The sequence below is a fragment of the Citrobacter sp. LST-B2 genome (assembly GCF_057983045.1).
In genome coordinates this window covers 663,401-690,372 of record NZ_CP192598.1, presented here as the reverse complement: position 1 = coordinate 690,372, position 26,972 = coordinate 663,401, and the positions used below count along the sequence as shown (strand labels likewise).

The following is a 26,972-nucleotide window of genomic DNA, read 5'->3' as shown; positions in this document are numbered from 1 at the left end:
TGGAATCAAACCAAATCAGTGGTCTCCACAGGCTGGATAAATATAGTTTTACCTCGCTTCGCAGCCATTATCTTACGCTGTGAGTAAAGAGTGCTTAGTAATTCGCTCACTGTCGCTTTGTTTCTGAACCGATTGGGGCCATACTGCAATATCGTGTTTTTTCTGAGATAAGGGATCGTATTTCTCACGCAATATTCTTTTATCCAACAGTAAAGATCGTGAGCCTCTGAGCCTACAAGTGTCGATTCTTGCTGTTTTGAGAAAAGCCTTACATACTCGTCCACGTACCATGAAATTATCTGTATGGCTGCTTCAACAGCAATGAGTGAAATATCTCCGCCACTCCCCTCGAAGTAGTGCAGTAAAGCAGCTACTCTCGCCATATTCTCTGTGACCTTAGAAGCATAGTCTTTGAAGTCAGAAAGAAAACCAAGCATCCCCATCTCAGATTCAACTTTATTATAAAACTCAATCATTCGTTGTTCCGCCTCAGGACAAAAAAAGAGGCATTCCCGTTTATTTTCATCATGTCGTATCATATCTTCAGTGATGATCTCCATCAATCGTTGGTGGAATACTGGCAAATGTTCGGTTGAAGTCACTGGGCTGGTAATTTTCCTGTAACCCTGGGTTGAGTCTGGCTGACAGAGCAAGGCGCGGGCAAAAAAACCTATCCCTTTAGCCATCTCTCCATTAGACTCCTGATATGCTCTAAAAATAACAGGTTGTAGCATTGCAGACAGAGTAACTCTGGCATCCTTAATAAATTGTTCCGGGCTACATTTCCTTTCCACTGAAAATGTTGAGCCATCCCACATTTTGTTGATGAAAGGCAGATCATTTAGTGTATGACCTTTAAATATGGTGCCTGCTTCATCGGAAGTTATGCCAATAGCCCGCCATTGACCACAGAGAAACTGTTTAATCGCCGCCGGAGTGGCATCATTAAACATCAACTTGTACCTTACTGGCTCTTCCGGGCGGTTTTCCATAAGAGCTTTTAATTGTGCTTCAGTCGCGGAAGAATCTTTATTTCGCCTGATCTCCGATTTCAGCTTTGATGTTAACGCCTTTTGTTGGGTATTAAACACTTGCATGTTATTTTCCCAGGTTTCATAATCCCTCATGTATTGTATAAACTTTTGTTCCTCCAAATCGTACAGCGGCTTCATTAATGCTTTATCCACACTGCTTTTCCTTTCTCCAGAATCAGCCAGTGTCAGCAAAAATAAAGATACGGGACTACGCAAATGATTAAACCGGCAAACATCAATCCCGTTTTGACTGGCAAGGGAAATAGCACCAAGGGCAGATGCGGCAACTAGCGCTAATGGTGCCTGTGTATTTTGAGTTACCTCATAAACCGCATTTCTGATAATCAATGGCAGTACTTGTACAGGGAACGGACGACTAATAAGCATGAAAACCTCTGTATAGATTAAGGATAAATTTATTTCACCTTAGCGGCTATTCCGCTATTAGTAGCGGAAATAGCAAGATGAAACCGTGTTCATTAAAGATAAAACGAACCGAAAACACGACTTTTTGATTAACGAATGCTGATCCAGCAAAGAAGATCACTCAGCAGCCAGGCACAAGATTTTGGCCCAATCGACTTACGTAAAGGGAAGCGGCCTGCTCGTTCAAGTTTCCATGCTGTAGATCGTGATACTGATGTGATACGCTGGCGTTCACGTTCACGAACCAGACGATCTGACCTCTCGCCATAGTTCTGTAAAGCCTGTAAACGCTGCTCGGGGGTAGGTTGAGTAAAAGAATTGTGCATGATTGCCTCCTGTGGTTTCGATGGAGACAATCATGTTTCAGGACGGGAGATTTGGAAAGTGATGCACTTTTGGAGATGCGCTTAGTAAGCGCTTAGTTTTTGGGTTTCTTAAGCCACTTTCTGACATCACTTGTAGTGAATGCGACCGGGAACTGAAAATCGTCCGAGGCCGCCAATTTGTTGAGTTCATCTGCAATTATAGCGGTTTTACTTTTGGAGCCACTTCCATATTTTTGACTGAACATAGTCATAAACAAATATAGACCTTTTATTTTTTCGCCCTTAATTCTTTGCCTTCTATCTGTAAATGCAGCTGGTTTTTCAAACCATTCAAGAAGTGTACTTTCTGATATATTTGCTTTCCACATTTCATCATAATCAACTTTAAATTTACTGACAACAGGAACGCCATTGTTCCTCACGACAGTTTCATGCATAAGCAAACAAACAGCAAAATTCTCTTTTTTAGTTTCAAAAACAGCCTCTTTTGATTTTTTCTCAACTGTTACGCCATTAAATTTATCATCAGGGTTGAATGAAGGAAAGACGGACTTTAGCACATTAACATCGATATAGAGATCATCATTATTGATGCCGTTATCACCGTCAAAAATCAAATAGTCCTCATCGTAAACACTATAGACATATACCGCACCAGATGAATCAGCCTTAAGACTAAATGACTCTTTATCAGTGAGAATATAATTACCATTATTAAAGGCTGCTAGTTTAGTCGGGACAACAACCCAATATCCCAATGCAGTCCCTGCGTATTCATAGTTGAAATACTCACCTTGAATTGATCTTGATATTTTAAAACCTTTAGTTATCTTCAAGTGCGATTTTAGCGGCAGGTCAGGGATGAATTTTAAAATTGAATGTGCCTTACTGTCTTCTGACAGGTAAAATTCATCCCCATTACTAATAAGCTGCTCTCCGCCTATATGTAGCGAAGGCGAAATACAGCGTGACAATCTACATTTTTTGCCATTTCCGCCAAAATACAAAAAAAGTTGTATACGTTTAGAAAACCATGCATCCAGTATTTTCTGAACGATATGCTGATCAGTTATTTTTGACAACGAAAAAAAATTAGAATTCATCCCTCTCTCCCATCAGGCAGACACTTATCATTTGTCGATAATAACAAATTAAGTGTCGCCTGACACAGCAATCGCCCCTAAAAAGTGATCCATCTTATATTTCACTACTCGGGAGTATAACTTACTATGTTCTTTTGAAGAGACTTACCACGTTGTTTTCCTGCTGTCGCTGATAGTTGTTGACCCTATCTTCCCAGATCTCAAGCGCCCTGCGCTTTTCAGGCAAGTAATCATAACGATCATAGTGTTTCGAGCTGACGTCATTCAAAGCGTGATTCTGGATACGGTCGCGGATCTCTTTGCTGATCCCCGCCTCCCCCATCAGCGTTTTACATGTGCGACGTAAATCTCGCGCTGTGAAAACTTTAAACTTAGGATTAAAAGCCCGGAAATACATGATGGAACGGGCCAGGCTATCGGTACGTACCGGTCGTTCGCCGTTGGTCGAGAGCGGGAAGATATAGGGGCTGTTACTTTCCTTAGTCAGTTCTTTCACTGAGGCTAATTCACTTAATGCCGATTCAGTCAATGGGATCAGGTGCTCCCGTTTGTTTTTCGATACATCGGCTATGACCAGTAACGTCTTTTGCTGCCAGTCAATCGCGCTCCATTGGCTGGCAATCATTTCAAACGGTCGCTGCCCGCCAGCATAAACGCAGAAGCGGATAAGGTGCTGCATCAACGGCCCAACGTTAGTTGCCTGGTCGAACTGCTCCATGACAATACGTAGCTCTTCCAGCGTTAACCATGTGTCACCAACTTTCTCCGCCGAGGATTGCTTTGGTATGGCCGATACCGGGTTAACCTCAAGCCCAAACGTAATCCCCACGCTGCTATTCATCGGATCGTTGTCGGCTTTAAGACCGTAGTTAAATGCCGCCATCAGGTAGGAACGAATTCGGTTTGCATGGACCACCGCATCTCGCTGGATAATGCCAGACAAGATCGTTTTGATCTGTAAGGGCGTGACATCCTTCGCTTTGGTCTCTCGAGGAATGACTGAATAGCACTCTTTTTCAAGTCGCTTCAGTACATCGGCCCAAGTCCGCTTATTGTCGAGCTTCATCTTGTTAACGTAACCATGTACCAGCTCTTTAAACGATCCCTGAGAACGGTGAAGCTGCATGATGTGCTGCTCAGCCAGGCGTTGTTGCTCAAGCTCTTGCTGAGGTTCTTTTCCTTCAACAAGCCAGGCCCCGTACTTTTTCGCCAGCTCATTGGCGGTCACCAATTTCATCTCAGGCCAGATACCTAACTGAATGAATCTCTCTTTCTTTCCTTTCTCAACGTAGTAACGGAAATAAAAAACTTTGCTGCCTGAAGGCTGAACCTTAACGCCAAGCCTGCCGGTACCACGCTGAGCACTGTTGCTCCACACGTAGTACGACGTGCTTTTTGTCTTCAATCCGCGTATAGCAGTCTCAGTAAGATTAGCGGCCATGAGGTTACCTTTCTAAGGATAAGCGTTACCTGACCCGATGCCCATTTTGGGTCAGGTAATGGGTCAGGTAACGATAGTACAATGAGGAGACGAGACAACCAATCAGAAACAAAAACAACATCATAACTGATTGATTATAGACAATTAAAAATACAATAAGCGTCAATAGCGAACGATTAGAAGCATGCCGATTTTATGACTCATAATCGCTTGGTCGCTGGTTCAAGTCCAGCAGGGGCCACCAGACAAAACAAGGAGTTAGATGAGAAATCGTCTGACTCCTTTTTCGTTTTACAAAAATAGAGTTGGGAAAGGCGAGACCTACGGTATTAAACGCGAAATTTTGAAAATGCTCGCCAACAGCAACTTTAGCAATATCCGAAAGCGATGGTTGGGCCTGAATCGCCGCCCAGAACGACTTTCCGTTGCTGGGGCGACATTAGTGAGAAACAGCCCTGCGCATGGGTATTTTGCCCTATCCTCATCAACAGACGAACGGATGCTGGGTTATTTAACACTTTTCTATATCCAGATATTCAGCAGACATATTAAACGATCTTACCAACCTGATATTTAAAGTAACCAATTCCAATGGTTTTTCTGAAACGCCATGGCTGCCACTCTGGCCATAAAACGTCGGCAATCATCGCGATAGCAATCCATCGGAACCAGGTCGCGAAGGTATTACTTAACCCCTGTGGTTCTTTATAGCCTTTAACCCAACCATCGTATCCCCGTTCACCAACAAGTGTGTCAGGGAAGCCGCCATCCGCATTCTGGATATCGAGAAGTTTGACCAACATATTACGTAGCCAGTATTCAATTTCATCCTGACGATGGGGACAGCGCGAATACCCATGCGCCAGAATATCGATAATATCAACATCAATACAGCTACTGCGTATTGCCACGGGTTGTTCCAGACAACGACTCATCGACTGGTTGAAATGAGGAATTGTCTCGTCAAGCGCATAAAAAATATGCAGGTTATGCGTTGCACCACAAAGTGCGAACAGCAATGCTTCCTGACTGAATTGCTGTCCTGGCCCCCAGAATCCGGAGTAGGGCTCGCTCTGCTGGTTGTGCCAACCGATCATATCCTGCAAGCGCTGGCTTGCAGGCCCCTCCGGGTGACGCTGCTTTTCGAGAAGCAGGAAACTGCCAAGGTTAACGATATTGTTTCCTTCAAGCCACGGATCGCGCATATCGCGCTGGCCTAACCATGCCCGGAAAACCAGGGGATCGAGAAAGGGCGCTAAAAAGGGCAGTTCAAGCCTGTCTAACTGTTCCAGAACCTCCAATGCCCCCATACAATAATTTGTTGCATGGAAACGCATATACTGACGTGTTTCTTCGATATCCGGGCGTTTCCATGTTTCATCCCACTGCATACCCGGTAGAAGGAAATAACCATCATCCTGTTGGTGACTTAAAATCCAGTCAGCCAGTAATTCCTTTTCCTCTATATTATCCCCTAATAATGCGCGGGCCATAGTTCCATCATAGGTTCCTGATAATAACATTTGCGGCCATTTTTCTGGCTGATGATAATCGCTGACACGCAATACGCCAGGCGTCATCCCGGCGACGCTCATGCTATTGAGCCAGTTAATACTGTTCTCTTTGGCCTGCAGAATACGTTCTTGTAAAAGACAGTCTGTTAATTTCATAAAATAACCTGTATTCAGGATTAATCGTTGTTCTGAAGGTTGATAATTATTTAAATTTTGCTGCCGACATTGTCGGTGTTAAAACATGCATAATGACAAAACCTAACAGATAAGCAAAACCACCCATCAGGAATATTGACCAATAACTCCCTGTCGCCTGCAAAATATGCCCGGTAGCTTGTGCAAAGAGTATTGAACCTATTGAGCCAATCAGGCAACCAATACCGACAACAGCGCCAACGGCTTCTTTCGGGAACATATCAGAAACACTGGTATAGAGATTGACTGACCATCCCTGATGGGCGGCAACCGCAATACCAATTAAAATAACGGCGACCCACAAATTAGACGCGGTAGAGACCAGCAAGATTGGCAATACACAAATAGCGCACAGCAGTAGTGTTAATTTACGTGCGTTGTTGACGGCTATTCCATGGTTGATCAACCATGCAGGCAAGTATCCACCGGCGAGTCCGCCAATGGTCGCCAGTATATTGATCAGAACCAATGGTGTCGCCATGTGCGCCATATCAATACCGCGACTGTCGTGTAACCATTTAGGCAACCAGAACAGGAAGAACCAGAAAATCGGGTCGGTCAGGAATTTGCACATCGCAAATGCCCAGGTCTGGCGATACTTTAATAACCCAATCCAGCTCACTTTGCATGCTGCTGGTGTGGGTTCAGACATTTCATCCTGATGGATCCACTCCAGTTCCTCCTTATTCACTTTTTTTGCTTTTTCTGGTTTTCCGTATAAGAACAGCCAGAAAACAATCCATATAAAACCGACTGCGCCGGTCACTACAAAAGCTTCACGCCAGCCCCACTGTAATGCAATCCATGGAATAATAATGGGGGCGAAAATATTCCCGACGTTTGAACCGGAGTTGAAAATACCGGTCGCAAAAGCGCGCTCTCTCCTGGGGAACCATTCAGCAGCAACCTTTACCGCTGACGGAAAGTTAGCGCTTTCGCCAACGCCCAGAAAAATCCTTGCATAAATAAACCCTGTAACAGTACTCACTGCACCATGAGCCATGGCGGCCAGGCTCCATATTGCCAGAGCAACGGGCAATATAAGGCGAGCGCCATACAGATCGACAATTCTGCCGCAGATTAATAAACCCACGGCATAGGCTGCCTGGAAGGCAGTGACAATATTGCCATATTCGATTTCTGTCCAGCCGATATCTTTTTGTAGCATGGGGGCTAACAACCCCAGGATAGAGCGATCAAGGTTATTAATAGTGACCGAGAAAAAAAGCAATGCGCAAATTGTCCATCGGTATCGACTTCTGTTTAATTGAGGCTTTGTTGCTTGTTCGCTAATACTGTGTTGTAGCTGGCTCATCTTATTACCTCTCCATGTCTGTGCTCTACAGAATATGAATCTTTCTCGCCGCTACAGTGTAAGTATCTTTAGACCGGGACAGGCAATACTCAAAAAGGAAACTGAGATCTTAACGTTCATTCGGTTTTTATTTGCAAGCAAAGTCACCTTTTTAGCTGGCTAATGTGATGAGGAACACTTCAGCACGAAAGGGAATGTGAGGTTAATCACGATTAAATTTGATGTTTTTTGAGCTACATCACAATTGCTATTTATTCAATATCTGCACACCTTCGAATGTTTTCTTCTTTGATCTGGCGGTCGTTCAGATCCGCTATTCTCCCCCCAACTTTTCTTCACGAGGAATGGCGATGTTAGAAAAATCTGACCTGGCAGATAATGCGGTCGAATGTCTGCATAACGAACACTACGATCGCGCTTATAATGTGCAAAATCTTAACTATCGCACACTCATCTTTAGCGGTGGGCGTCAACGGGAAAGCCTGGCGGGTGACTGGCACTTCACTCTTGATCTGCATGATACGGGGTTAAGGCAAAAATGGTTCTTGATGCAAAAGCAGGATGCTGAAACGCGTAAGGATCCTTACGATTATGATCCCTATTCTGGTCAGACGGTTCCTGTACCCAGCTGCTGGCAAATGTTGAAGGATAAATGGTTTTATTATGAAGGCAGCGCATGGTATACCCGTGAAATCGAGTATGCGAAGCGGGATCCGGATGAGCGTGTATTTCTACGGATAGGTGCAGCGAATTACGATTGCAAAATATTTCTTAACCATGAGTTTATCGGTAACCACTATGGTGGTTCGACGCCTTTCTGTGCTGAGTTAAGCGCAAACTTAAAAGCCGGAAACAACGTATTAATGATCTGTGTGAATAACACCCGGACAACGGACCGCCTTCCATTACGAAATAATGACTGGTTTAACTATGGGGGTATTTATCGTGAGATAGAGCTTATCCGAACACCGCGAAGCTATATTCACGATCTGTTTATCTATCTTGTTCCGGATGGCAACTATAACAGGATTGCTGCGCGCGTCGCGGTTGACGGGCCTGCGGCTGACGTTACCCTTATGATCCCTGAACTTGGGATTAATCAGATATTGCCTGTCGTTGACGGTCAGGCTGAAGTTATTTTATCCGTAAGTCCAGAGTTATGGTCACCCGAAAATCCTAAACGCTATAAAGTCAGGGCTATGCTTGGGCGCGACAGTGTCGAAGATGATGTCGGATTTCGCCAGATTGAGGTGGTGGGTACCGATATTCGGCTGAATGGAAAATCCATTTATCTGCGCGGTGTGAACTGCCATGAAGATGATTTATTCATGGGGAAAGTCACCAGTGAGGATGATATTCGCCAGCGCTTTCGTGATGCGAAGGCACTGAACTGCAACTATATGCGGCTGGCGCATTATCCTCATCATGAACTGGCGGCACGCATTGCGGATGAAGAAGGAATCATGCTGTGGGAAGAAATTCCCAACTATTGGGCAGTCGATTTTACGAATCTGTCGACACAGCGGGATGCGCATAACCAGCTGATGGAACTTATTCTGCGTGATCGTAACCGTGCCAGCGTCATTATCTGGTCCGTTGGCAATGAGAATGCGGATACGGATGAACGTTTAAGCTTCATGACATCGTTAGTGAATGCGGCACGTGATGCTGATCCCAGTCGTCTTATTTCGGCAGCCTGCCTCGTCAACCACGCAAAAATGAAGATTGAAGACAGGCTGACAGAATACCTCGATATCATCGGGTTAAATGAATACTACGGATGGTATGAAGAGAATTTTGATGACTTAATTGTGCTTGGAAAGAACTCATCACCCACAAAACCCGTGGTCATCACCGAAACCGGCGCGGAAGGCGTTCTCAGCGAAGACGCCCCTAAAACCGGTCCCTTCTCTGAGCAATATATGGCCGATGTTTATCGTAAACAAACCGAATATCTGCCAAAACTCACTTACGTTCGTGGCTTTACCCCATGGCTGCTGTATGACTATCGAACAGAGCGTCGACAAAACCCCTGGCAGCAAGGGTTCAACTGTAAAGGCCTGATTACCGCAGATAAGAAAACACGCAAAGCCGCGTTTTATGTTCTGCGGGATTTTTATGAAAATCTCAATAAAGCCGGGTCGTCATCTGACTAATCATGCTGGAGACTATCCGCCAGGGATAACAACCTGGCGGGATCAAAGAGCATTGCCAGATAATGAGGTTGCTGTTGCTCTTCCTTATCCAGCCATTCGCCGAGACGGTTTGCCAGCTGGCGAAGGCTGTGTATTTGCTTATCGAGTTCAAAGTCAGAAACGCCACGACGATTGCCATAGCGTTCCAGGATGAGTTTCATCGCAACGCCCTTCGCAACGTCAGAAAATAAATCGGTATACCATGGCACTCTATCCCAGACACGTTTGAATAACTCCCTTTTACCGTCAGGAAGAGGGGTCTGCTGTAAAAGAAAATGGAGTTAACTACGTGTATTTTGTGCCAGAAAAAGGGCGCGCTGTTTTTCCAGTAACATCAGTTGATATTGTTCAAGCCCGGTGTCGGGATCGTCTGGTGGAAAAAGTGTTGAAAGAGAAAAATCATCTGAACGCCGGGAATGAAGTTGTAAAAGTTTGACGGCCTGCTGATATGTCTTTGGCACCTGACTGTAATGATGCAAAACATGCCCCAGTATGTAAGGGGTTTTTGTCATCCACTCATGGCTGCTGATATAGAGTTGATGGAATGCATCCAGCTCAGCGTTATCGACTTTGTGCTCAAGCATATCGGTAAGCCAGCAGTGAAATGCCTGCTTTTCTGACATCCCCACTTCACGGCCAAACATTGCCAGACCGTGTAAATTTATCGAGTTGACCGAATTGATAAGAGAACTATTGGATATCCACTCCCAGCTTAAGCGACCAGAGACCGCCTCCAGGCGATCGCCTGACATATTTTCAACCCAACTGAGGCGCCCCTTGATCTCCTCCAGTAAATAACAGGGTAGCAGCGTCCAGCCATATTCCAGACCCCATAAATCAAATTCAATCCATTTGATTTTGTCTTCCAGTTGCATCAGAAGTGGATTCGTGGCAAATCCGGGACGATAGCCGTCAGGAACCGCTTTCAGCGAAACACGTACATCTCCGGGAAGCACCTGCAATGCATTAAGAAGCTGCCATGATGCAGACTCATCATCCATATAGTCTCGCAACACTAGTTTTTTCCCAAGACTACGTAGTATTTGATAAAGATAAGGAAGTGTCGATGACCAATTGGCCCGATAAGGAAGATGTTTAGGAAGAGTGACAATAACACCATCTATAGCAGGCAGCTGACTTAAAGATTCAGCGATTTTTAATTGATAGAATTTTTTCCAGAAAGCTTCATCTGCATGGGTATTTTCAATTAATGCATATTCCGGAAATTTTTCCTGAAGTTTTCCCCCAGATGGAAATGCCTCGCCCTGTAACCAGATTCGTATGCCATTTCCGTTACAGATACGGCATAACCTTTGGAGGTATAGCAGTTTCTCCTGCTGTTCACATATCAAATTTTCTTTTCCATTTTGACAATAGTCAGATGGAGAAGTCAATAACGCGAATAAATCTTGCTGATGAATAACAAGACCATTAAAACCGTCTCGTTTCATCATATTAATTACATTTTGCAAATACGGCCAGTGCCATATTAAAGATGAGTTTACTTCCAGTAGACGCAGAGGGGTCAATGCATACATACATAAATCTCATCAATGTTATTAATACAAAAGTGTATCGTTTAAAATAATTTATTATAATAGAGTATAAAGATAACACCAATAAGAAAAATAGTAAAAAACAGGTCCAAAAATCTTATAAAATTAATCGTTTTATGTTGTTAGTTTTATTTCTGTCATGATAACGTTAACGACAAATGCCGCAAGAGAAACTACTTACCGAAACTATCAATGTGAAACACTATTCTGCCACCAACGGTAACCGAAAGGGATGCTCTTCCCTGGCTGGCAAGAGCATCAAGGCAGGTTGTTGGCTTCACGCGCGCTCAACTTCGACCAGTTCCTGAAGCTGCTCACGCATGTACAATGAAAAATATTCAGGGTCTCTGATCAAAACCCGTTCACCGGCTTCAAACTTCTCAGCCCACTTAACCAGTTTTTGCGTAAATCCAGGGTTCCACCCCTCCCGCTCACCACGCGCAACGATATCCGACGCACTTGCCGGGCAGCCCAGCTCTTTCAAATATTTCAAAATTCCTTTCGCCGTGCTTTCATCCATAGGTTCTGGAGATGAGGCCGAGGTATTCATACCGTTGATGAAATCTAATGCTTTATCAATGACTGCAGGCATACTTTTATCCTTAAAATTTACCATGTAAAACACAAGACTACTCTATGACCTTAAACCGATTTCAGCCTCAAAGAAATCATTAAATTTCATTGTCCCGACGGCGCTCACTTTACTTGTTGTGCCAGTACGCCGCCACACGGACTAACTGCTGATCAAACGGTTCCTGCTCAAAGCGTTGGCTAAGATTTTTCACCACCTTCCCTTCCCCGGTGATCCAGATGAAATAATCTTCTGTCGGCACGTCAATCTGCGCCAGTCGTGCGGCAACCGCCTGCTCATCGTGTCCCAGCCATTCAATGGAAAAATCGCCCAGATGCGCGAGGTAATCCTGATATGCCGGATCGGCGACGCTCACCAGCGCGGTCACCGTCGGTTTTACCGGTAAGCGATTCAGCGCCTCAAGACGACGCCGCAACGCTGGCATACCGGACTCATCACAAACATAGAGCTGGTAAGCGTAGTCTTCCGGCACTACCAGCGAACCACGTGGTCCGCCGATGGTTAGCGTATCGCCTTCGCGCGCTTTCATAGCCCAACGGCTCGCCACACCGCCGTCGTGAATAAAGAAATCCAGCGCCAGCTCATGACGGGCTTCATCGTACAACGGTGTGTAATCGCGAGAAGCCGGACGCACGCCTTCGCCCCAGACAATCCCTTCCTCCGTTACGGTTGGCGGAACAAACCGGCTGCCGGGTTGCGGGAAAAACACCTTGCTATGGTCGTCAAAGCCGCGCGAGTTAAAGCCTTCCAGCGCATCGCCACCGAGGACAATACGCTGAAAACCCGTCCCGATGCGTTCTACGCGCAAAACGGTAAGTTCGCGAAAGCGCAGTTCATTGCGCACGCGCTGAGGGTAACGTGAAGTTTTATCCATCATTTTTGACCTTCGTGTGATAATCAGATATATCTAAATACAGTTTTCAAATGATAATGATTGTTAATAGCCAGAATTGCAAGTCATTTTTTGATAGCGTCTGCAGTGTTACTGCCTTTAAATATTTATCATTTAAATTCATAGGATTAGTAAAATTATCAACACTACCCTTGTCAAAATCTTCATTTTAGATATAAATTAGATATATCTAAACAAAAGGAGATTATCATGCGACATCATCATGAAGGTTGCTGTAAAGGCGAAGGGCATCATCACGGCGGTTGCGAACATCGTCACGGTAGAGGTGGCGGTGGTGGACGGCGTCAGCGCTTTTTTGGCCATGGGGAGCTGCGTCTGGTGATTCTGGATATTCTCTCCCGCGAAGCCAGCCACGGTTATGAGCTAATCAAAGCTATCGAGAATCTGACGCAAGGCAACTATACGCCGAGTCCTGGCGTGATCTACCCAACGCTGGATTTCCTCCAGGATCAGGCCTTTATTGCGGTTAGCGAAGAGGATGGGGGGCGTAAAAAAATCACTCTCACTGACACCGGCGCACAATGGCTGGAAGAGAATCGTGAACATCTCGGCCACATTCAGGAACGCGTCAACGCACGCAATGTCGGCTTTGAACTGCGTAAGAATCCGCAGATGAAACGAGCGCTGGAAAACTTCAAGGCAGTGCTGGATCTGAGAGTGAATCAGGGTGACATCAGCGACGCACAGTTAAAAAAGATCATTGGCGTGATCGACCGTGCGGCGCTGGAAATCACTCAGCTTGATTAAGCAGGCAAGGCGTCGCCGTCACGAACACGGAACACTTTCACCATCTCTTTTAAGTGTAACGCCTGCTCATTCAGTGACGCCGCTGCCGCAACGGACTCCTCGACCAGACAGGAGTTCTGCTGGGTGGTGGCGTCAATCAGGCCAATCGCGCTGTTGATCTGCGAAATCCCCTCGGTTTGCTCACGACTGGCCTGGCCGATCTCCCGCAGGATCACATCCATCTCCTCGACGTTGTTGACCATGCCGTTTATCAGTCCGTTAGCCTTCTCGACCAGTTGCATCCCTTCCTGGGTCTGACCGGTGGAATCCTCAATCAGATGGCGGATCTCGCTGGCAGAAGATGCGCTCTTTTGCGCCAACTGGCGTACTTCCCCTGCCACCACGGCAAACCCACGGCCATGCTCACCGGCTCGCGCGGCTTCAACAGCCGCATTAAGCGCCAGAATATTGGTCTGGAATGCAATGGAGTCAATCAGGTTGATGATGTCCGACATGCGGTTAGATGTTTCATTAATCACCCGCATTTTTTGCGTCACCTGATTCATCATCTCGCCATTGTTCTTCACAACGGTCGCCGCCCCCGCAGAGAGCTTCGTCGCTTCTCCGGTATGTTCGGCCGTGTTTTTTACCGTGGCGGTGATCTGCTCCATTGACGCGGCGGTCTGCTCAACGGAGCTCGCCTGTTCTTCGGTACGTGCAGCCAAATCCTGGTTCCCGGCGACGATCTGCGCTGCCGCGCTGGAGATATTCTCCGACCCGTTCTGGACTTCCTGGACGATCTCCAGCAGGCGAGTTTTCATTACCATCAGCGCATGCAGCAGTTCGCCGGTCTCATCTTTCTGCGTGGTGAGGATATTGCGGGTCAGGTCGCCCTCGGCAATCGCTTCGGCAAACTGCACCGCTTCATTCAGTGGCCGGGTGATGGAACGCACGATATACCACCCCATCATACAACCCGCGGCAATACCGATGAGCGCCAGCGCGATAAGCAACGCCCGGTTCGCGGTAAAGTCGCTTTCCACCTGCGCGCCAGCATGCAACATCTGCGTATCTTCAATGGCGATCAGTGCCTGAACTTTCTCTTTATAGGCCTGCTGTACATTGACCGTCGTGGTCATCATCTCCTGCATTGCCGCCTGTCGGTTATGGTTTTGAAGTGCCTGCAGAATGCGGAATCGGGAGGCGAGATATTGCTCGCGCACATCACGGATCCCGGAGATGACCTTTTTCGATTCGGCATTTAGCGGCGCAGCGTCCAGTTCATCCAGCAACACCGTAATCTGCTGGCTAATGGTGTCGAGCTTTTTCTGGGACGTCTGGGTCCACCGCCCCTCTTCGTCCATCAGCATCAACTGCTGCGTGCTGACAAAATCCTGAAAATGATCGATGAGCTTGTTGGCTTTTACCGTGATGGGATAGTCATTGGTAATGATGTTTTGCATACCGCTGTTGGCGCGGTCCAGGCTAAATAATGAAAGGCCTGAACTCACCATCATCAGTACAATAAACAATCCAAACGCGATAAATAATTTTGAGCGGATCTTCATGTTACGCAAAAACATATATTCTCCCTGGAGATAGTTTTTCTTCAGACAGATTCCTTTATCGGTAACAAACTCACTAACTTTATGATATTGATCGCTTTTTATTATCAATAACTGCCGGTAAATAGTTTTTGACGATGAATAAAGGCAGACCGATCGTTATATAAACGATTTTTTATGATGTCCAAATAGCCCAAAGACAGAAATGAAAAGATGCGAATAAAATAAAAAAACCACCCGTAGGTGGTAATGTTTAATATGTTATTAACATTATTATCACAATGACGCTTACCATTACCGGTAAGCGTTGATGCGGATAAAAGAAAGGATTAGTGCAACACCGTCACGGCATCCGCCAGACGGCTGGCACGGTGTTTAACCATGGCGGACACCTGCGCGCTCTCTTCAACCAACTCGGCGTTCTTCTGCGTGATGTCGTTAAGTTCGCCTACCGCACGCGTCAGACTGGTCAATCCGTCGGACTGTTCAAGCGTTGAATGGCTGATCTGCGCAATCAACTGAGTGACGTTTTGTACCTGAGAGACAATATCATCCATCGTACGTCCCGCGGCGTGGACCTGCTGAGAACCCGACTGCACTTTATCCGCACTGGCATCGATTAGCTTACGAATATCATTCGCCGCGCTGGCGCTGCGGCTGGCCAGATGGCGCACTTCACCCGCCACGACGGCAAACCCTTTGCCTTGCTCACCCGCCCTGGCCGCTTCAACTGCGGCGTTCAACGCCAGAATATTGGTCTGGAAAGCGATGTCGTTAATCAGCGTGGTGATGGTGCCAATGCGCTGCGTGCTGTTGGCGATGTCATCCATGGTTTTAATCACGGTGTCCATTGCTTCACCGCCCTGTGCCGCCGCGCTTCTGGCGGCAATCGACAGCTTATCGGCGGCGGATGCGGTTTCGGAGTTTTGTTTTACCGACGCCGCCATTTGATTCATGGTGGTCACCGTCTGCTGGACGTTATCGACCGTCTGACGCGTATGCTTATTCAGATCGTCGTTGCCTTTCGCTAAGGCTTCGCTGCCGTTTCTGACGCTCGACACCTGGCTTGAAACGTCGTTAATTAGCCAGCGACACATCAGACCAAGTTGCCCGACAGCGCGTAGCGTCAACCCCAGTTCATCACTGCGATTCAGATGCGCCACGCTGTTTCGCTCACCGGTCGCTACCTTCAGCGCCTGCTTCGCGACGTTCTCAATCGGACGAACAATCTGCCACTCAAACGCCGCTGTACCCAGTAGCATCACCAGCACACACATCAGTTGTGCAAGCCATGGCGCACCAGACAGGTGTAGCACCGCCGCCAATACCACGTAGATCAGCGCCATCACGCTGCGGACCCGCCAACGCACCGGCATTGCCGGTAGTTTCCCGAGCCATCCTTTACGCACCACCAGTCCTTTGTGGATCCGGCGTCGACAACGACCTTCATTGAGCGCCTTGTAAAGCGGCTCAACCGTGGCGATCTCCGCATCCGTCGCGCGGGTGCGAATTGACATGTACCCCGTCACGTTCCCCTCGCGCACCATCGGTACCGCGTTCGCCCGAACCCAGTAGTGATCGCCATTTTTACGGCGATTCTTGACGATGCCGCTCCAGGGTTCACCCTGCTGCAGGGTGTACCACATGTCAGCAAAGGCTGCTTTCGGCATGTCCGGGTGACGCACCAGGTTGTGCGGTTGCGCCAGCAATTCATTGAGTGAGTAACCGCTAATATTGACGAACGTATCGTTGGCGTGCGTGATGTAGCTGTAGAGATCGGTTGTCGACATGAGGGTCGTATCGTCATCCAGCGGTGTATTTTGCTGGGTAACGTAGAGCTGAGAAGACATAGTCGCGTCCTGTGCAAGTTATCTGGTTGTTAACTTCTTGTCAGATGTTATTTCGGCGCTAACAGATTTATCTTTAGATGTTAAATTTGATTTAGATCGCAATTTGCGATTAAACCTCATATTTTGTACGAATTCTAATTGATTGATTTAAAATACTTTCACGTTGAAACTATAAAATCACACTGTGGGTCGCGCACTGTTATCGCGCAAATTTTGCACTATTTCTGCGCAATCGCCCCTTCTGACGCCGATCTCACACGGTCTTCATTTTGCACAAAAACCCAGCAAGTGTTAACAAATGAGATTAAATGTTGCGCAATAACAGTTCTCCCTGGTGTTTATCCCGATTTTCATCAGCGCCGCCGGGATGGCGCAATCCCTGCAATACTTAAATCGGTATCATGTGATACGCGATCTCCGGGAGCATATTTTGAACAGGTTACCTTCCAGCGCATCGGCTTTGGCCTGTAGTGCGCACGCACTGAATCTCATTGAGAAGCGAACGCTTGATCATGAGGAGATGAAAGCACTTAACCGAGAGGTGATTGATTACTTCAAAGAACATGTCAATCCGGGATTTTTAGAGTATCGCAAATCTGTTACCGCCGGCGGGGATTACGGAGCCGTAGAGTGGCAAGCGGGAAGTCTGAACACGCTTGTCGACACCCAGGGACAGGAGTTTGTCGACTGCCTGGGAGGTTTTGGAATTTTCAACGTGGGGCACCGTAATCCAGTTGTGGTTTCCGCCGTACAGAATCAACTCGCGAAACAACCTCTGCATAGTCAGGAACTGCTTGACCCACTGCGGGCCATGCTGGCAAAAACCCTTGCTGCCCTGGCGCCCGGAAAACTCAAATACAGCTTCTTTAGCAACAGTGGTACCGAATCGGTCGAAGCGGCGCTGAAACTGGCGAAGGCGTATCAGTCACCACGCGGCAAATTTACCTTTATCGCCACCAGCGGCGCGTTTCACGGTAAGTCGTTGGGCGCGCTGTCCGCCACCGCCAAATCGACGTTCCGCAAGCCGTTTATGCCGCTGCTGCCGGGCTTCCGTCATGTGCCGTTCGGCAATATTGAGGCCATGCGTACCGCGCTCAGCGAGTGCAAAAAAACCGGAGATGATGTGGCTGCGGTGATTCTGGAGCCTATCCAGGGTGAAGGCGGCGTGATCCTGCCACCGCAGGGTTATCTCACCGCCGTACGTAAACTCTGCGACGAATTTGGCGCGCTGATGATCCTTGATGAAGTCCAGACCGGCATGGGGCGTACCGGCAAGATGTTTGCCTGCGAGCATGAGAACGTGCAGCCCGACATTCTCTGCCTGGCAAAAGCGCTGGGCGGCGGCGTGATGCCGATTGGCGCGACGATCGCCACCGAAGAGGTCTTCTCGGTACTGTTTGATAACCCCTTCCTGCACACCACCACCTTCGGTGGCAATCCGCTGGCCTGTGCGGCCGCGCTGGCCACCATCAATGTGCTGCTGGAGCAGAACTTACCGGCACAAGCGGAACAGAAAGGCGATATCCTGCTGGACGGTTTTCGCCAACTGGCGCGAGAGTTCCCTGACCTGGTGCAGGACGCCCGCGGGAAAGGGATGCTGATGGCAATCGAGTTTGTCGACAATGAAACCGGCTACAGTTTCGCCAGCGAGATGTTCCGCCAGCGGGTCCTGGTTGCCGGAACGCTCAACAACTCGAAAACGATCCGCATCGAACCGCCGTTAACGCTGACCATTGAGCAGTGTGAGCAAGTGCTGAAAGCCACGCGTAAAGCGCTGGCGGCGCTGCGGGTGAGCATAGAAGAGGTGTAAACAGCTTGCCGGGTGATGAAACACCATTCTGGCCTGTGAACAAATGCCCCCTGCCCGGGGGCATTTTTTGAATCCCATCACAATCATCGCATTCCCCTTTTCCCTTTTCCCTGCCGACGACTAAATTAGACACTCATCCGACCACATAACAATAATTTTACATACTGGACAATCTTATGCGCTATCCGTCGCTGTTCGCCCCGCTTGATCTTGGTTTTACTCGGCTTAAAAACCGCGTGCTGATGGGTTCAATGCACACGGGACTTGAAGAGTATCCTGATGGCGCGGAACGCCTGGCCGCTTTCTATGCCGAGCGAGCCCGGCACGGCGTCGCACTGATTGTCACGGGTGGCATCGCCCCCGCGTCGTCTGGCGTCACGATGGAAGGCGGCGCGACGCTCAATGACGCCCGTGAGGTGCCGCATCACCGCATCATCACCGACGCGGTTCATCGTGAAGGCGGGAAAATAGCGCTACAGATCCTGCATACCGGGCGCTACAGCTATCAACCACAACTGGTAGCCCCTTCCGCAATTCAGGCCCCCATCAACCGGTTTACCCCGCACGCACTGAGCCACGAAGAAATTCTGCAACTGATAGAAGACTTCGCGCACTGTGCCCAACTGGCACGGGAGGCGGGTTACGACGGCGTGGAGGTCATGGGCTCGGAAGGGTACCTGATTAACGAGTTTCTCGCCCTGCGCACCAATCAGCGCGACGATGAATGGGGCGGTGATTATACCAATCGTATGCGCTTTGCCATTGAAGTGGTACGTGCGGTGCGTCAGCGGGTGGGGAACGACTTTATTATTATCTACCGCCTGTCGATGCTTGATCTGGTGGAAAAAGGCGGCACTTTTGCAGAAACAGTGCAACTGGCGCAGGCCATTGAAGCCGCAGGCGCAACGCTCATCAACACCGGAATTGGCTGGCATGAAGCGCGCATTCCCACTATCGCCACGCCGGTACCGCGCGGCGCCTTCAGTTGGGTAACGCGTAAGCTGAAAGGACACGTTTCGCTGCCACTGGTCACCACTAACCGGATTAACGATCCGCAGGTTGCCGATGAAATTCTGGCGCGTGGTGATGCCGATATGGTGTCGATGGCGCGCCCGTTTCTCGCGGATGCCGAACTGCTGACGAAAGCGCAATCGGGGCGTACCGATGAAATTAACACCTGCATCGGCTGTAATCAGGCGTGCCTGGATCAGATCTTCGTCGGCAAAATCACGTCGTGCCTGGTGAATCCCCGCGCCTGCCATGAAACCAAAATGCCTGTTGTTCCGGCTTCCACAATAAAAAATCTGGCTGTCGTCGGCGCGGGCCCGGCGGGTCTTGCCTTTGCTATCAATGCGGCGGCACGCGGTCATCATGTCACCCTCTTTGATGCGCTGGGCGAGATCGGCGGGCAGTTTAATATTGCCAAACAGATCCCCGGTAAAGAGGAGTTTTATGAAACGCTCCGCTATTACCGTCGGATGATTGACGTCACCGGCGTCACCCTGAAACTCAATCATTATGTTGCAGCAGACGATCTGCAGGCATTCGATGAGGTGATCCTCGCCAGCGGGATCGAGCCGCGCAGGCCGCCGATCGACGGCATCGATCATCCGAAGGTTTTAACCTACCTCGATGTCCTGCGTGACAAAACCCCGGTGGGGAATCGGGTGGCGATCGTTGGCTGCGGCGGGATCGGCTTTGATACCGCAATGTACCTGAGTCAGCCCGGCGAACCCACCAGCCAGAACATTGCCGATTTCTGTGTGGAATGGGGTATCGACACCAGCCTGCAACAGGCTGGCGGATTACGTCCGGAAGGCCCGCATCTGGCTCGCAGCCCGCGTCAGATTGTGATGCTCCAGCGTAAGGCCAGCAAACCCGGCGAGGGACTGGGAAAAACCACCGGTTGGATCCATCGCACCACGTTGCTTTCACGCGGTGTGAAGATGATCCCGGCAGTCAGCTATCAGAAGATCGACGACACCGGTCTGCACGTGTTGATCGGTGGTGAAGCGCAGACGCTGGAAGTCGATAACGTCATTATTTGTGCGGGTCAAGAGCCGCGACGTGAGCTGGCAGAACCGCTGCATGCGGCGGGAAAAACGGTGCACTTAATCGGCGGCTGTGATGTAGCGTTGGAACTGGATGCCCGCCGGGCCATTGCCCAGGGCACCCGTCTGGCGCTGGGAATTTAATTCATTGCCCGGTCACATTGTGCGTGCCGGGCATGGGCAGTTCGCTTAGCGACGGCGGCCGACTTTCACCGCTTTGAGCACCACAAACTTATTGTTGGTCGCAACGGTGGCGCAGTTGCCGAAGATCTTCTTCAGCTTGTGGAAATAGTCGAGGTGACGGTTGGCGACGATATACAGCTCGCCGTTGATCTTCAGGCAGCGACGGGCGTGGTGGAACATTTCCCAGGCAATGTTATCCGTCAGTGCATGCTTCTGATGGAACGGCGGGTTGCACAGTACGGCGTTAAAGCGAAAAGGCTCAACCCCGGACAGCGCGTTGTTAATCATAAACTCACAGCGATCGATGGCTTCAGGCAGGTTAGTTTCCACATTCAGACGGCTGGACGCCACCGCCATTGGGGATTCATCGACAAACACCACGCTCGCCTGCGGATTTTTTTCCAGCAGCGTCAGACCAATTACCCCGTTGCCACAGCCGAGATCGACAATCTCCCCTTCCAGATTCTCTGGCAGGTGCTGCATAAAGAAACGTGCGCCAATATCCAGCCCGGTGCGGGAGAAGACGTTGGCATGGTTATGGATGGTCCAGTCGGTGCCTTCCAGTTTCCAGCTCAGCGTTTCCGGCGCATCAGCCAGAGCCGGCTCGCTGAAGGTGCAATTGATGAGACGCGCCTTTTTCCACGCCAGCGTGGTAGTCGTTGGACCGAGCACTTTCTCAAACAGCTCCAGCGTGGAGTTATGGATATCCCGCGCCTTCGCGCCAGCAATGATACGGGTTTGCGGGGTCACCACTTTTCGCAGCGCGCGCAGCTGTTGCTCAAGCAGTGCCAGCGTTTTCGGCACTTTGATCAGCACCACGTCCGGCGCCTGCGGGTACTCTGCCGTGCTGTCGAGAAACTTGACGCTGGACTCCGCGAGGTCGTTATGGCGCAGGTTTTCCCGCGTTGCCAGTTCGCTTAAATACGAATCACCAATGCTGTACGGCGACTGCTCCGCCAGCGCACAGCTCAGCGCACCGAAGGTATCATTCAGGATCAGCACCGGGCCGCGAATCTCCGTATCGTCCACCTGTTGCAGCAGATAATCATCGGCCGCTTCCCACGCCAACAGTGGGTTAACGTCGTCCGTTTCCGGGAAACGTTTTAGTGTCAGTGAACGGAAACCGTTGTCTGTGTGGCTCATCGGCCCTCCTGAATGGTAAAATTTCGGCGTATCCCGTAAAAGGGTGCGTGAGTATACACTTTTTATGATTTGCATGGGTGACGATGAGCCAATTAACTTACCTCCAGGGCTACCCGGAGCACCTGCTTTCTCAGGTGCGCACGCTGATTGCCGAGCAACGGCTGGGCGCGGTGCTGGAAAAGCGCTATCCGGGAACGCATGATTTCGCGACGGATAAAGCGCTCTGGCAATACACCCAGGATCTGAAAAATCAATTTCTGCGTAACGCCCCGCCGATCAACAAAGTGATGTATGACAATAAGATCCACGTGCTGAAGAATGCGCTCGGCCTGCACACAGCGGTCTCTCGCGTACAAGGCGGCAAGCTGAAAGCGAAAGCCGAGATCCGCGTCGCCACCGTGTTTCGCAACGCGCCGGAACCCTTTTTGCGAATGATCGTCGTCCACGAACTGGCGCATCTGAAGGAAAAGGAGCACAACAAGGCGTTTTATCAGCTTTGCTGTCACATGGAACCGCACTATCACCAGTTGGAATTTGATACCCGCCTCTGGTTGACGCAGTTGTCGTTAAAGGAAACTGCGCAGTAGCGCACTGGCTTTGTCATAAAGGCGTGCTAAATTGACGACAGAATCCCTTTATGGAGCCTGAAGGCATTTATGATACGTTTCGCAGTGATTGGCACAAACTGGATCACCCGCCAGTTTGTGGATGCCGCCCATGAGACCGGCAAATATAAGTTAACCGCAGTCTATTCCCGCAGCCTCGAACAGGCGCAAACCTTCGCCAATGATTACCTCGTCGAGCATCTGTTTACCTCGCTGGATGCGATGGCGCAAAGCGAGGCGATTGACGCAGTGTACATTGCCAGCCCGAACTCGCTGCACTTTCCCCAGACCCAACTGTTTCTGAGCCATAAAAAGCATGTGATCTGCGAGAAGCCACTGGCGTCGAATCTGGCCGAAGTCGAAGCCGCCATCGCCTGTGCGCGGGAAAATCAAGTGGTGCTTTACGAAGCGTTTAAAACCGCCAGTCTGCCTAACTTCCTGCTGTTACAACAATCGCTGCCGAAAGTCGGTAAAATGCGCAAAGCGTTCCTCAATTACTGTCAGTACTCGTCGCGCTATCAGCGCTATCTTGACGGCGAAAACCCGAACACCTTTAACCCGGCCTTCTCCAATGGCTCGATCATGGACATTGGCTTCTACTGCCTGGCTTCCGCTGTGGCGCTATGGGGCGAACCGCACAGCGTACAGGCCTCTGCCAGTCTGCTGGAGAGCGGTGTCGATGCCCACGGCGTGGTGGTGATGGACTACGGTGATTTCAGCGTCACCCTCCAGCATTCCAAAGTGAGTGATTCCGTTGTCGACAGTGAAATTCAGGGCGAAGCCGGATCGCTGGTGATCGAAAAAATCTCCGAATGCCAGAAGGTTTGTTTTGTTCCGCGCGGCGGGAAAACCCAGGATCTTACCCAACCGCAGCACATCAATACTATGCTGTATGAGGCACAGGCGTTTGCAGCACTGGTGGACGCCAATGAAGTGAATCACCCTGGATTGTCCAACAGTCGCATCACGGCAAAATTGTTAACCGAGATTCGTCGCCAGACCGGCGTCACCTTCCCGGCAGACGATGTCAGCCGCGCAGCGACTGCGTAAAACATTGTAAAACAGATGTTACAGGCCATTGACGGAATGCATGGCCTGTCATATTTTGTTACCTGCAAAGGGGAGTAACTTCATTGTCGGTCGATCGTCATTACGATGTGTGAAAAACCACATCCGGTCACCGGGCAACGACAAAGGAATGCGCTAACGCATTCTTTTTTTGTTGTAAGTGAGACCTTGCCGGAAGGCGAGGTCTATGCATAAAAAGCAGCGGCTGACGTCTTCTGACGTTGGCCGTTTTTTTTATGTGTAAGGAATGATGATGAATACTGTCGGCACACCGTTGTTATGGGGCGGATTCGCTGTTGTTGTGGTGATCATGCTGGCTATCGACCTCTTTTTGCAGGGGCGTCGTGGCGTACATACGATGACCATGAAGCAAGCGGCTGCCTGGTCCCTGGTCTGGGTCACGCTCTCGCTACTGTTTAACGCTGCATTCTGGTGGTACCTGGTACAAACCGAAGGCCGCGCCGTCGCCGATCCGCAGGCGCTGGCGTTCCTCACGGGTTATCTGATCGAAAAATCCCTCGCCGTCGATAACGTCTTTGTCTGGCTGATGTTGTTCAGCTACTTCTCGGTGCCGCCTGCCCTGCAACGTCGGGTACTGGTCTACGGCGTGCTGGGTGCCATCGTGCTACGTACGATAATGATTTTTGCTGGTACCTGGCTGATTACGCAGTTCGAATGGATGCTGTACGTGTTTGGCGCTTTCCTGCTGTTTACCGGGGTAAAAATGGCGCTGGCGAAAGAAGATGACGCCGGCATTGGCGATAAGCCTCTGGTGCGCTGGCTGCGCGGACATCTGCGCATGACGGATACTATCGAGAACGAACATTTCTTCGTGCGTAAAAAGGGTCTGCTGTATGCCACGCCGCTACTGCTGGTGCTGATCCTGGTGGAACTGAGCGACGTTATTTTTGCGGTCGACAGTATTCCGGCTATTTTTGCTGTTACGACTGACCCGTTCATCGTTCTGACCTCGAACCTGTTCGCGATCCTGGGCCTGCGTGCCATGTACTTCCTGCTGTCGGGAGTTGCAGAGCGGTTCTCTATGCTGAAATACGGTCTGGCGGTGATCCTGGTGTTTATCGGTATAAAGATGCTGATCGTCGACTTCTACCATATCCCGATTGCGATTTCGCTCGGCGTGGTATTTGGCATCCTGGTCGTGACGTTACTGATCAACGCCTGGGTCAACTACCAGCATGATAAGAAACAACAGGCGTAATTCTGTCGTGCCGGGCGACGCTAGCGCGTCCCCGGCCAATAGATAATCTGGCCTCTGCTTTTTGTAGAACATGTCACAATATTGTTAACACCAAGTTACAAAACATGACCGCAGCATGAAATCCAGCATATTTCGCTTCCCGAAGCGTTATCTTTCCTTATACTCAACCAGGCAAACACTTTGTTACATCCGGAAAGCGGCGTCCATAGAACGCGCGAAGGATGAGCAACAACACACTGTAAGGATCAAGAAATGACTACGCAACGTTCATCGGGGCTGCTACAGCGTTTGGCTCAAGGAAGCCTGGTTAAACAAATTTTGGTCGGTCTCGTACTGGGGATCATACTGGCATGGATTTCAAAACCGGCAGCCATTGCCGTTGGCTTGCTCGGCACATTGTTCGTCGGTGCGTTAAAAGCCGTCGCCCCGATTCTGGTTCTGATGCTGGTGATGGCGTCGATCGCCAACCATCAGCACGGGCAAAAAACCAGCATTCGCCCGATTCTGTTTCTCTATCTGTTGGGGACGTTTTCTGCGGCGCTCGCCGCGGTAGTCTTCAGCTTCGCCTTCCCTTCAACGTTGCATCTGGTCACCAGTTCGCATGATATCGTGCCGCCGTCAGGCATTGTAGAAGTACTGCGTGGTCTGCTGATGAGTATGGTCTCTAACCCCATTGATGCGCTGCTGAATGCCAACTATATCGGCATCCTGGTGTGGGCGGTCGGCCTTGGTTTTGCCCTGCGTCACGGCAACGACACCACCAAAAATCTGGTCAATGATATGTCGAACGCCGTGACCTTTATGGTGAAACTGGTGATCCGCTTTGCCCCGATTGGTATTTTTGGTCTTGTCGCATCGACCCTCGCCACCACCGGCTTCTCCACGCTGTGGGGCTACGCGCAACTGCTGGTTGTGCTGGTCGGCTGTATGGCGCTGGTCGCGCTGGTGATCAACCCATTGCTGGTATTCTGGAAAATTCGTCGCAATCCGTATCCGCTGGTTTTTGCCTGCCTGCGTGAAAGCGGCGTTTATGCTTTCTTCACCCGAAGTTCAGCAGCGAATATTCCGGTGAATATGGCGCTGTGTGAAAAACTGAATCTGGATCGCGATACCTATTCCGTTTCTATTCCGCTGGGCGCCACCATCAATATGGCGGGCGCGGCGATCACCATTACGGTGTTAACGCTGGCAGCGGTGCATACGCTGGGCGTTCCGGTGGATCTGCCCACCGCGCTGCTGTTGAGCGTGGTCGCCTCACTGTGCGCCTGCGGCGCATCCGGTGTTGCAGGTGGCTCGCTGCTGCTGATCCCGCTGGCCTGTAATATGTTTGGTATCCCGAACGATATCGCCATGCAGGTGGTTGCTGTCGGCTTTATCATCGGCGTGCTGCAGGATTCCTGTGAGACGGCGCTGAACTCCTCCACTGACGTCCTGTTTACCGCGGCAGCCTGCCAGGCTGAAGACGAACGTCTGGCGAATAACGCGCTGCGTAGCTAAGCCTTAAACCCTTCCGTCATCTGGCGGAAGGGGTCTCTTCCTGTACGCTTTTCTCAATTTTGAATGGATCGATTCCCCGGCGTTTCATACGCCAGAAACGAATAATGTTCAGCCCGTTCATCACCAGAAAACTGCCTTCAATCAGCGTTCCGCCGATCGATCCCAGCCAGAAGTTGTGTACCACCCAACAGGCAGTCGCACACCACATCACGCAGCGCACCGTTAATCCTTTACAGCGGAACAGCGCCCAGGTACTGGCGAGCGTGCCGATGATGGGCAGAATTTCCATCGCATGCTGTAGTTTCGCCAGCCCTAGCACCAGGGTGAGGATAATGAACAGCGCCATCACCCACAGTTTGCGGGTGCGCATCGACACCAGAGTACGCACGGTATTGAGTTCCGCGCTCATCCCGGCGGGCCAGGCGCCCATCAGAAAGAAGTGTACGCCTATCGTGGCGCTATAGACGGCAAGCTGGAGTCGGAAGCGGCGCTCATCGCGGTTGAAAAACGTCGTAATGCCAATCAGAAACGCGAGCACACCGACGCCCTGAGCCAGCCAATACGCGGTCATAAACGACATCAACTCCATTAACAATGCCTGATGGCGCTGCGCTTATCAGGCCTGCCAGCGTAGGCCTGATAAGG

At 49.8% G+C, this 26,972-nt stretch carries 23 protein-coding genes; 9 read left to right on the top strand and 14 right to left on the bottom strand.

From position 1 onward, the window contains the following. Positions 1-5 precede the first annotated feature (5 nt). The 4 genes from ACQ0PY_RS03340 to ACQ0PY_RS03325 all read right to left on the bottom strand — a co-directional run bounded on the left by ACQ0PY_RS03340 (position 6) and on the right by ACQ0PY_RS03325 (position 4,330). Positions 6-1,421, bottom strand: a complete 1,416-nt coding sequence (locus ACQ0PY_RS03340) for a YfjI family protein (RefSeq protein ID WP_446894182.1) — start codon at positions 1,419-1,421, stop codon at positions 6-8. Positions 1,422-1,549: 128 nt separating this feature from the next. Beyond that, complete coding sequence (locus tag ACQ0PY_RS03335) at positions 1,550-1,786, bottom strand: helix-turn-helix transcriptional regulator (protein WP_044066940.1); 237 nt, start codon at positions 1,784-1,786, stop codon at positions 1,550-1,552. Positions 1,787-1,878: 92 nt separating this feature from the next. After that, on the bottom strand, positions 1,879-2,889 hold the full coding sequence (locus ACQ0PY_RS03330) for a hypothetical protein (RefSeq protein WP_032669170.1): 1,011 nt from the start codon (positions 2,887-2,889) through the stop codon (positions 1,879-1,881). Between the two features lie 124 nt (positions 2,890-3,013). Then, the gene (locus ACQ0PY_RS03325; protein WP_032669169.1) at positions 3,014-4,330 is read right to left on the bottom strand and encodes a tyrosine-type recombinase/integrase; all 1,317 of its coding nucleotides are present in this window, start codon (positions 4,328-4,330) and stop codon (positions 3,014-3,016) included. 262 nt (positions 4,331-4,592) lie between these two features. Between ACQ0PY_RS03325 and ACQ0PY_RS03320 the strand changes: the two genes are divergently transcribed. Next, a complete protein-coding gene (locus tag ACQ0PY_RS03320; RefSeq protein WP_125339409.1) occupies positions 4,593-4,907 on the top strand; it encodes a hypothetical protein in 315 nt (104 codons plus the stop codon). Here ACQ0PY_RS03320 and ACQ0PY_RS03315 read toward each other — a convergent pair. Both ACQ0PY_RS03315 and ACQ0PY_RS03310 read right to left on the bottom strand, forming a co-directional pair. Beyond that, complete coding sequence (locus tag ACQ0PY_RS03315) at positions 4,879-6,000, bottom strand: hypothetical protein (RefSeq protein ID WP_054177285.1); 1,122 nt, start codon at positions 5,998-6,000, stop codon at positions 4,879-4,881. The genes ACQ0PY_RS03320 and ACQ0PY_RS03315 overlap by 29 nt on opposite strands. 46 nt (positions 6,001-6,046) lie before the next feature. Continuing rightward, positions 6,047-7,354 (bottom strand): MFS transporter, encoded by a 1,308-nt coding sequence (locus ACQ0PY_RS03310; RefSeq protein ID WP_051642263.1) that lies wholly within the window; start codon positions 7,352-7,354, stop codon positions 6,047-6,049. A gap of 350 nt (positions 7,355-7,704) precedes the next feature. Here ACQ0PY_RS03310 and ACQ0PY_RS03305 point away from each other — a divergent pair, with 350 nt between their 5' ends. Further along, positions 7,705-9,510 (top strand): glycoside hydrolase family 2 protein, encoded by a 1,806-nt coding sequence (locus tag ACQ0PY_RS03305; protein WP_054177283.1) that lies wholly within the window; start codon positions 7,705-7,707, stop codon positions 9,508-9,510. Here the strand turns inward: ACQ0PY_RS03305 and ACQ0PY_RS03300 are convergent. From ACQ0PY_RS03300 to ACQ0PY_RS03285, 4 genes are all read right to left on the bottom strand, one after another. Continuing rightward, positions 9,507-9,710 (bottom strand): hypothetical protein, encoded by a 204-nt coding sequence (locus ACQ0PY_RS03300; protein ID WP_150547170.1) that lies wholly within the window; start codon positions 9,708-9,710, stop codon positions 9,507-9,509. The genes ACQ0PY_RS03305 and ACQ0PY_RS03300 overlap by 4 nt on opposite strands. 120 nt (positions 9,711-9,830) lie before the next feature. Continuing rightward, positions 9,831-11,087: a hypothetical protein gene (locus tag ACQ0PY_RS03295; protein WP_150547169.1), complete on the bottom strand. Its 1,257-nt coding sequence runs from the start codon at positions 11,085-11,087 to the stop codon at positions 9,831-9,833. Positions 11,088-11,382: 295 nt separating this feature from the next. Further along, positions 11,383-11,721, bottom strand: a complete 339-nt coding sequence (locus ACQ0PY_RS03290; RefSeq protein WP_071888470.1) for a DUF1889 family protein — start codon at positions 11,719-11,721, stop codon at positions 11,383-11,385. A gap of 85 nt (positions 11,722-11,806) precedes the next feature. After that, on the bottom strand, positions 11,807-12,571 hold the full coding sequence (locus tag ACQ0PY_RS03285) for a siderophore-interacting protein (protein WP_090049163.1): 765 nt from the start codon (positions 12,569-12,571) through the stop codon (positions 11,807-11,809). 228 nt (positions 12,572-12,799) lie between these two features. On the opposite strand from ACQ0PY_RS03285, the gene ACQ0PY_RS03280 reads away from it, so the two are divergent. After that, a complete protein-coding gene (locus tag ACQ0PY_RS03280) occupies positions 12,800-13,357 on the top strand; it encodes a PadR family transcriptional regulator (protein ID WP_042998211.1) in 558 nt (185 codons plus the stop codon). Here ACQ0PY_RS03280 and ACQ0PY_RS03275 read toward each other — a convergent pair. Together ACQ0PY_RS03275 and ACQ0PY_RS03270 are read right to left on the bottom strand one after the other, a co-directional pair. Then, the gene (locus ACQ0PY_RS03275; protein WP_109739818.1) at positions 13,354-14,919 is read right to left on the bottom strand and encodes a methyl-accepting chemotaxis protein; all 1,566 of its coding nucleotides are present in this window, start codon (positions 14,917-14,919) and stop codon (positions 13,354-13,356) included. The genes ACQ0PY_RS03280 and ACQ0PY_RS03275 overlap by 4 nt on opposite strands. A gap of 311 nt (positions 14,920-15,230) precedes the next feature. After that, a complete protein-coding gene (locus ACQ0PY_RS03270) occupies positions 15,231-16,751 on the bottom strand; it encodes a methyl-accepting chemotaxis protein (RefSeq protein WP_109739817.1) in 1,521 nt (506 codons plus the stop codon). A 430-nt stretch (positions 16,752-17,181) separates the two neighbouring features. Here ACQ0PY_RS03270 and ygjG point away from each other — a divergent pair, with 430 nt between their 5' ends. Further along, positions 17,182-18,561 (top strand): putrescine aminotransferase, encoded by a 1,380-nt coding sequence (gene ygjG, locus ACQ0PY_RS03265; protein WP_172961315.1) that lies wholly within the window; start codon positions 17,182-17,184, stop codon positions 18,559-18,561. Positions 18,562-18,737: 176 nt separating this feature from the next. Next, positions 18,738-20,756: an oxidoreductase gene (locus ACQ0PY_RS03260; protein WP_109739816.1), complete on the top strand. Its 2,019-nt coding sequence runs from the start codon at positions 18,738-18,740 to the stop codon at positions 20,754-20,756. Between the two features lie 45 nt (positions 20,757-20,801). Here the strand turns inward: ACQ0PY_RS03260 and rlmG are convergent, their stop codons facing one another. Then, positions 20,802-21,938, bottom strand: a complete 1,137-nt coding sequence (gene rlmG / locus ACQ0PY_RS03255) for a 23S rRNA (guanine(1835)-N(2))-methyltransferase RlmG (protein WP_044255811.1) — start codon at positions 21,936-21,938, stop codon at positions 20,802-20,804. A gap of 83 nt (positions 21,939-22,021) precedes the next feature. Here rlmG and ACQ0PY_RS03250 point away from each other — a divergent pair, with 83 nt between their 5' ends. The 4 genes from ACQ0PY_RS03250 to sstT all read left to right on the top strand — a co-directional run bounded on the left by ACQ0PY_RS03250 (position 22,022) and on the right by sstT (position 26,327). Continuing rightward, complete coding sequence (locus ACQ0PY_RS03250) at positions 22,022-22,525, top strand: M48 metallopeptidase family protein (protein WP_044255814.1); 504 nt, start codon at positions 22,022-22,024, stop codon at positions 22,523-22,525. Between the two features lie 69 nt (positions 22,526-22,594). Beyond that, positions 22,595-23,593: a Gfo/Idh/MocA family protein gene (locus ACQ0PY_RS03245; RefSeq protein ID WP_061070603.1), complete on the top strand. Its 999-nt coding sequence runs from the start codon at positions 22,595-22,597 to the stop codon at positions 23,591-23,593. Positions 23,594-23,864: 271 nt separating this feature from the next. Next, positions 23,865-24,830, top strand: a complete 966-nt coding sequence (locus ACQ0PY_RS03240) for a TerC family protein (protein WP_042998219.1) — start codon at positions 23,865-23,867, stop codon at positions 24,828-24,830. Positions 24,831-25,082: 252 nt separating this feature from the next. Then, entirely contained in the window at positions 25,083-26,327 is a 1,245-nt protein-coding gene (gene sstT / locus ACQ0PY_RS03235) for a serine/threonine transporter SstT (RefSeq protein WP_042998220.1), read from the top strand. 16 nt (positions 26,328-26,343) lie between these two features. Here the strand turns inward: sstT and ACQ0PY_RS03230 are convergent, their stop codons facing one another. Beyond that, a complete protein-coding gene (locus tag ACQ0PY_RS03230) occupies positions 26,344-26,898 on the bottom strand; it encodes a YgjV family protein (RefSeq protein WP_046487516.1) in 555 nt (184 codons plus the stop codon). Positions 26,899-26,972 lie beyond the last annotated feature (74 nt).

Excerpts from the sequence above, each read along its gene's own strand:
- ACQ0PY_RS03300 (WP_150547170.1), bottom strand. The coding sequence starts at position 9,710 with ATGAAACTCATCCTGGAACGCTATGGCAATCGTCGTGGCGTTTCTGAC.
- ACQ0PY_RS03330 (WP_032669170.1), bottom strand. The coding sequence starts at position 2,889 with ATGAATTCTAATTTTTTTTCGTTGTCAAAAATAACTGATCAGCATATC.
- ACQ0PY_RS03325 (WP_032669169.1), bottom strand. The coding sequence starts at position 4,330 with ATGGCCGCTAATCTTACTGAGACTGCTATACGCGGATTGAAGACAAAA.
- ACQ0PY_RS03240 (WP_042998219.1), top strand. The coding sequence starts at position 23,865 with ATGAATACTGTCGGCACACCGTTGTTATGGGGCGGATTCGCTGTTGTT.
- rlmG (WP_044255811.1), bottom strand. The coding sequence starts at position 21,938 with ATGAGCCACACAGACAACGGTTTCCGTTCACTGACACTAAAACGTTTC.
- ACQ0PY_RS03310 (WP_051642263.1), bottom strand. The coding sequence starts at position 7,354 with ATGAGCCAGCTACAACACAGTATTAGCGAACAAGCAACAAAGCCTCAA.
- ACQ0PY_RS03280 (WP_042998211.1), top strand. The coding sequence starts at position 12,800 with ATGCGACATCATCATGAAGGTTGCTGTAAAGGCGAAGGGCATCATCAC.
- ACQ0PY_RS03245 (WP_061070603.1), top strand. The coding sequence starts at position 22,595 with ATGATACGTTTCGCAGTGATTGGCACAAACTGGATCACCCGCCAGTTT.
- ACQ0PY_RS03320 (WP_125339409.1), top strand. The coding sequence starts at position 4,593 with ATGAGAAATCGTCTGACTCCTTTTTCGTTTTACAAAAATAGAGTTGGG.
- ACQ0PY_RS03285 (WP_090049163.1), bottom strand. The coding sequence starts at position 12,571 with ATGGATAAAACTTCACGTTACCCTCAGCGCGTGCGCAATGAACTGCGC.
- ACQ0PY_RS03270 (WP_109739817.1), bottom strand. The coding sequence starts at position 16,751 with ATGTCTTCTCAGCTCTACGTTACCCAGCAAAATACACCGCTGGATGAC.
- ACQ0PY_RS03230 (WP_046487516.1), bottom strand. The coding sequence starts at position 26,898 with ATGACCGCGTATTGGCTGGCTCAGGGCGTCGGTGTGCTCGCGTTTCTG.
- ACQ0PY_RS03340 (WP_446894182.1), bottom strand. The coding sequence starts at position 1,421 with ATGCTTATTAGTCGTCCGTTCCCTGTACAAGTACTGCCATTGATTATC.
- ACQ0PY_RS03250 (WP_044255814.1), top strand. The coding sequence starts at position 22,022 with ATGAGCCAATTAACTTACCTCCAGGGCTACCCGGAGCACCTGCTTTCT.
- ACQ0PY_RS03315 (WP_054177285.1), bottom strand. The coding sequence starts at position 6,000 with ATGAAATTAACAGACTGTCTTTTACAAGAACGTATTCTGCAGGCCAAA.
- ACQ0PY_RS03275 (WP_109739818.1), bottom strand. The coding sequence starts at position 14,919 with ATGTTTTTGCGTAACATGAAGATCCGCTCAAAATTATTTATCGCGTTT.
- ACQ0PY_RS03290 (WP_071888470.1), bottom strand. The coding sequence starts at position 11,721 with ATGGTAAATTTTAAGGATAAAAGTATGCCTGCAGTCATTGATAAAGCA.
- ACQ0PY_RS03260 (WP_109739816.1), top strand. The coding sequence starts at position 18,738 with ATGCGCTATCCGTCGCTGTTCGCCCCGCTTGATCTTGGTTTTACTCGG.
- ACQ0PY_RS03335 (WP_044066940.1), bottom strand. The coding sequence starts at position 1,786 with ATGCACAATTCTTTTACTCAACCTACCCCCGAGCAGCGTTTACAGGCT.
- ACQ0PY_RS03305 (WP_054177283.1), top strand. The coding sequence starts at position 7,705 with ATGTTAGAAAAATCTGACCTGGCAGATAATGCGGTCGAATGTCTGCAT.
- ACQ0PY_RS03295 (WP_150547169.1), bottom strand. The coding sequence starts at position 11,087 with ATGTATGCATTGACCCCTCTGCGTCTACTGGAAGTAAACTCATCTTTA.
- sstT (WP_042998220.1), top strand. The coding sequence starts at position 25,083 with ATGACTACGCAACGTTCATCGGGGCTGCTACAGCGTTTGGCTCAAGGA.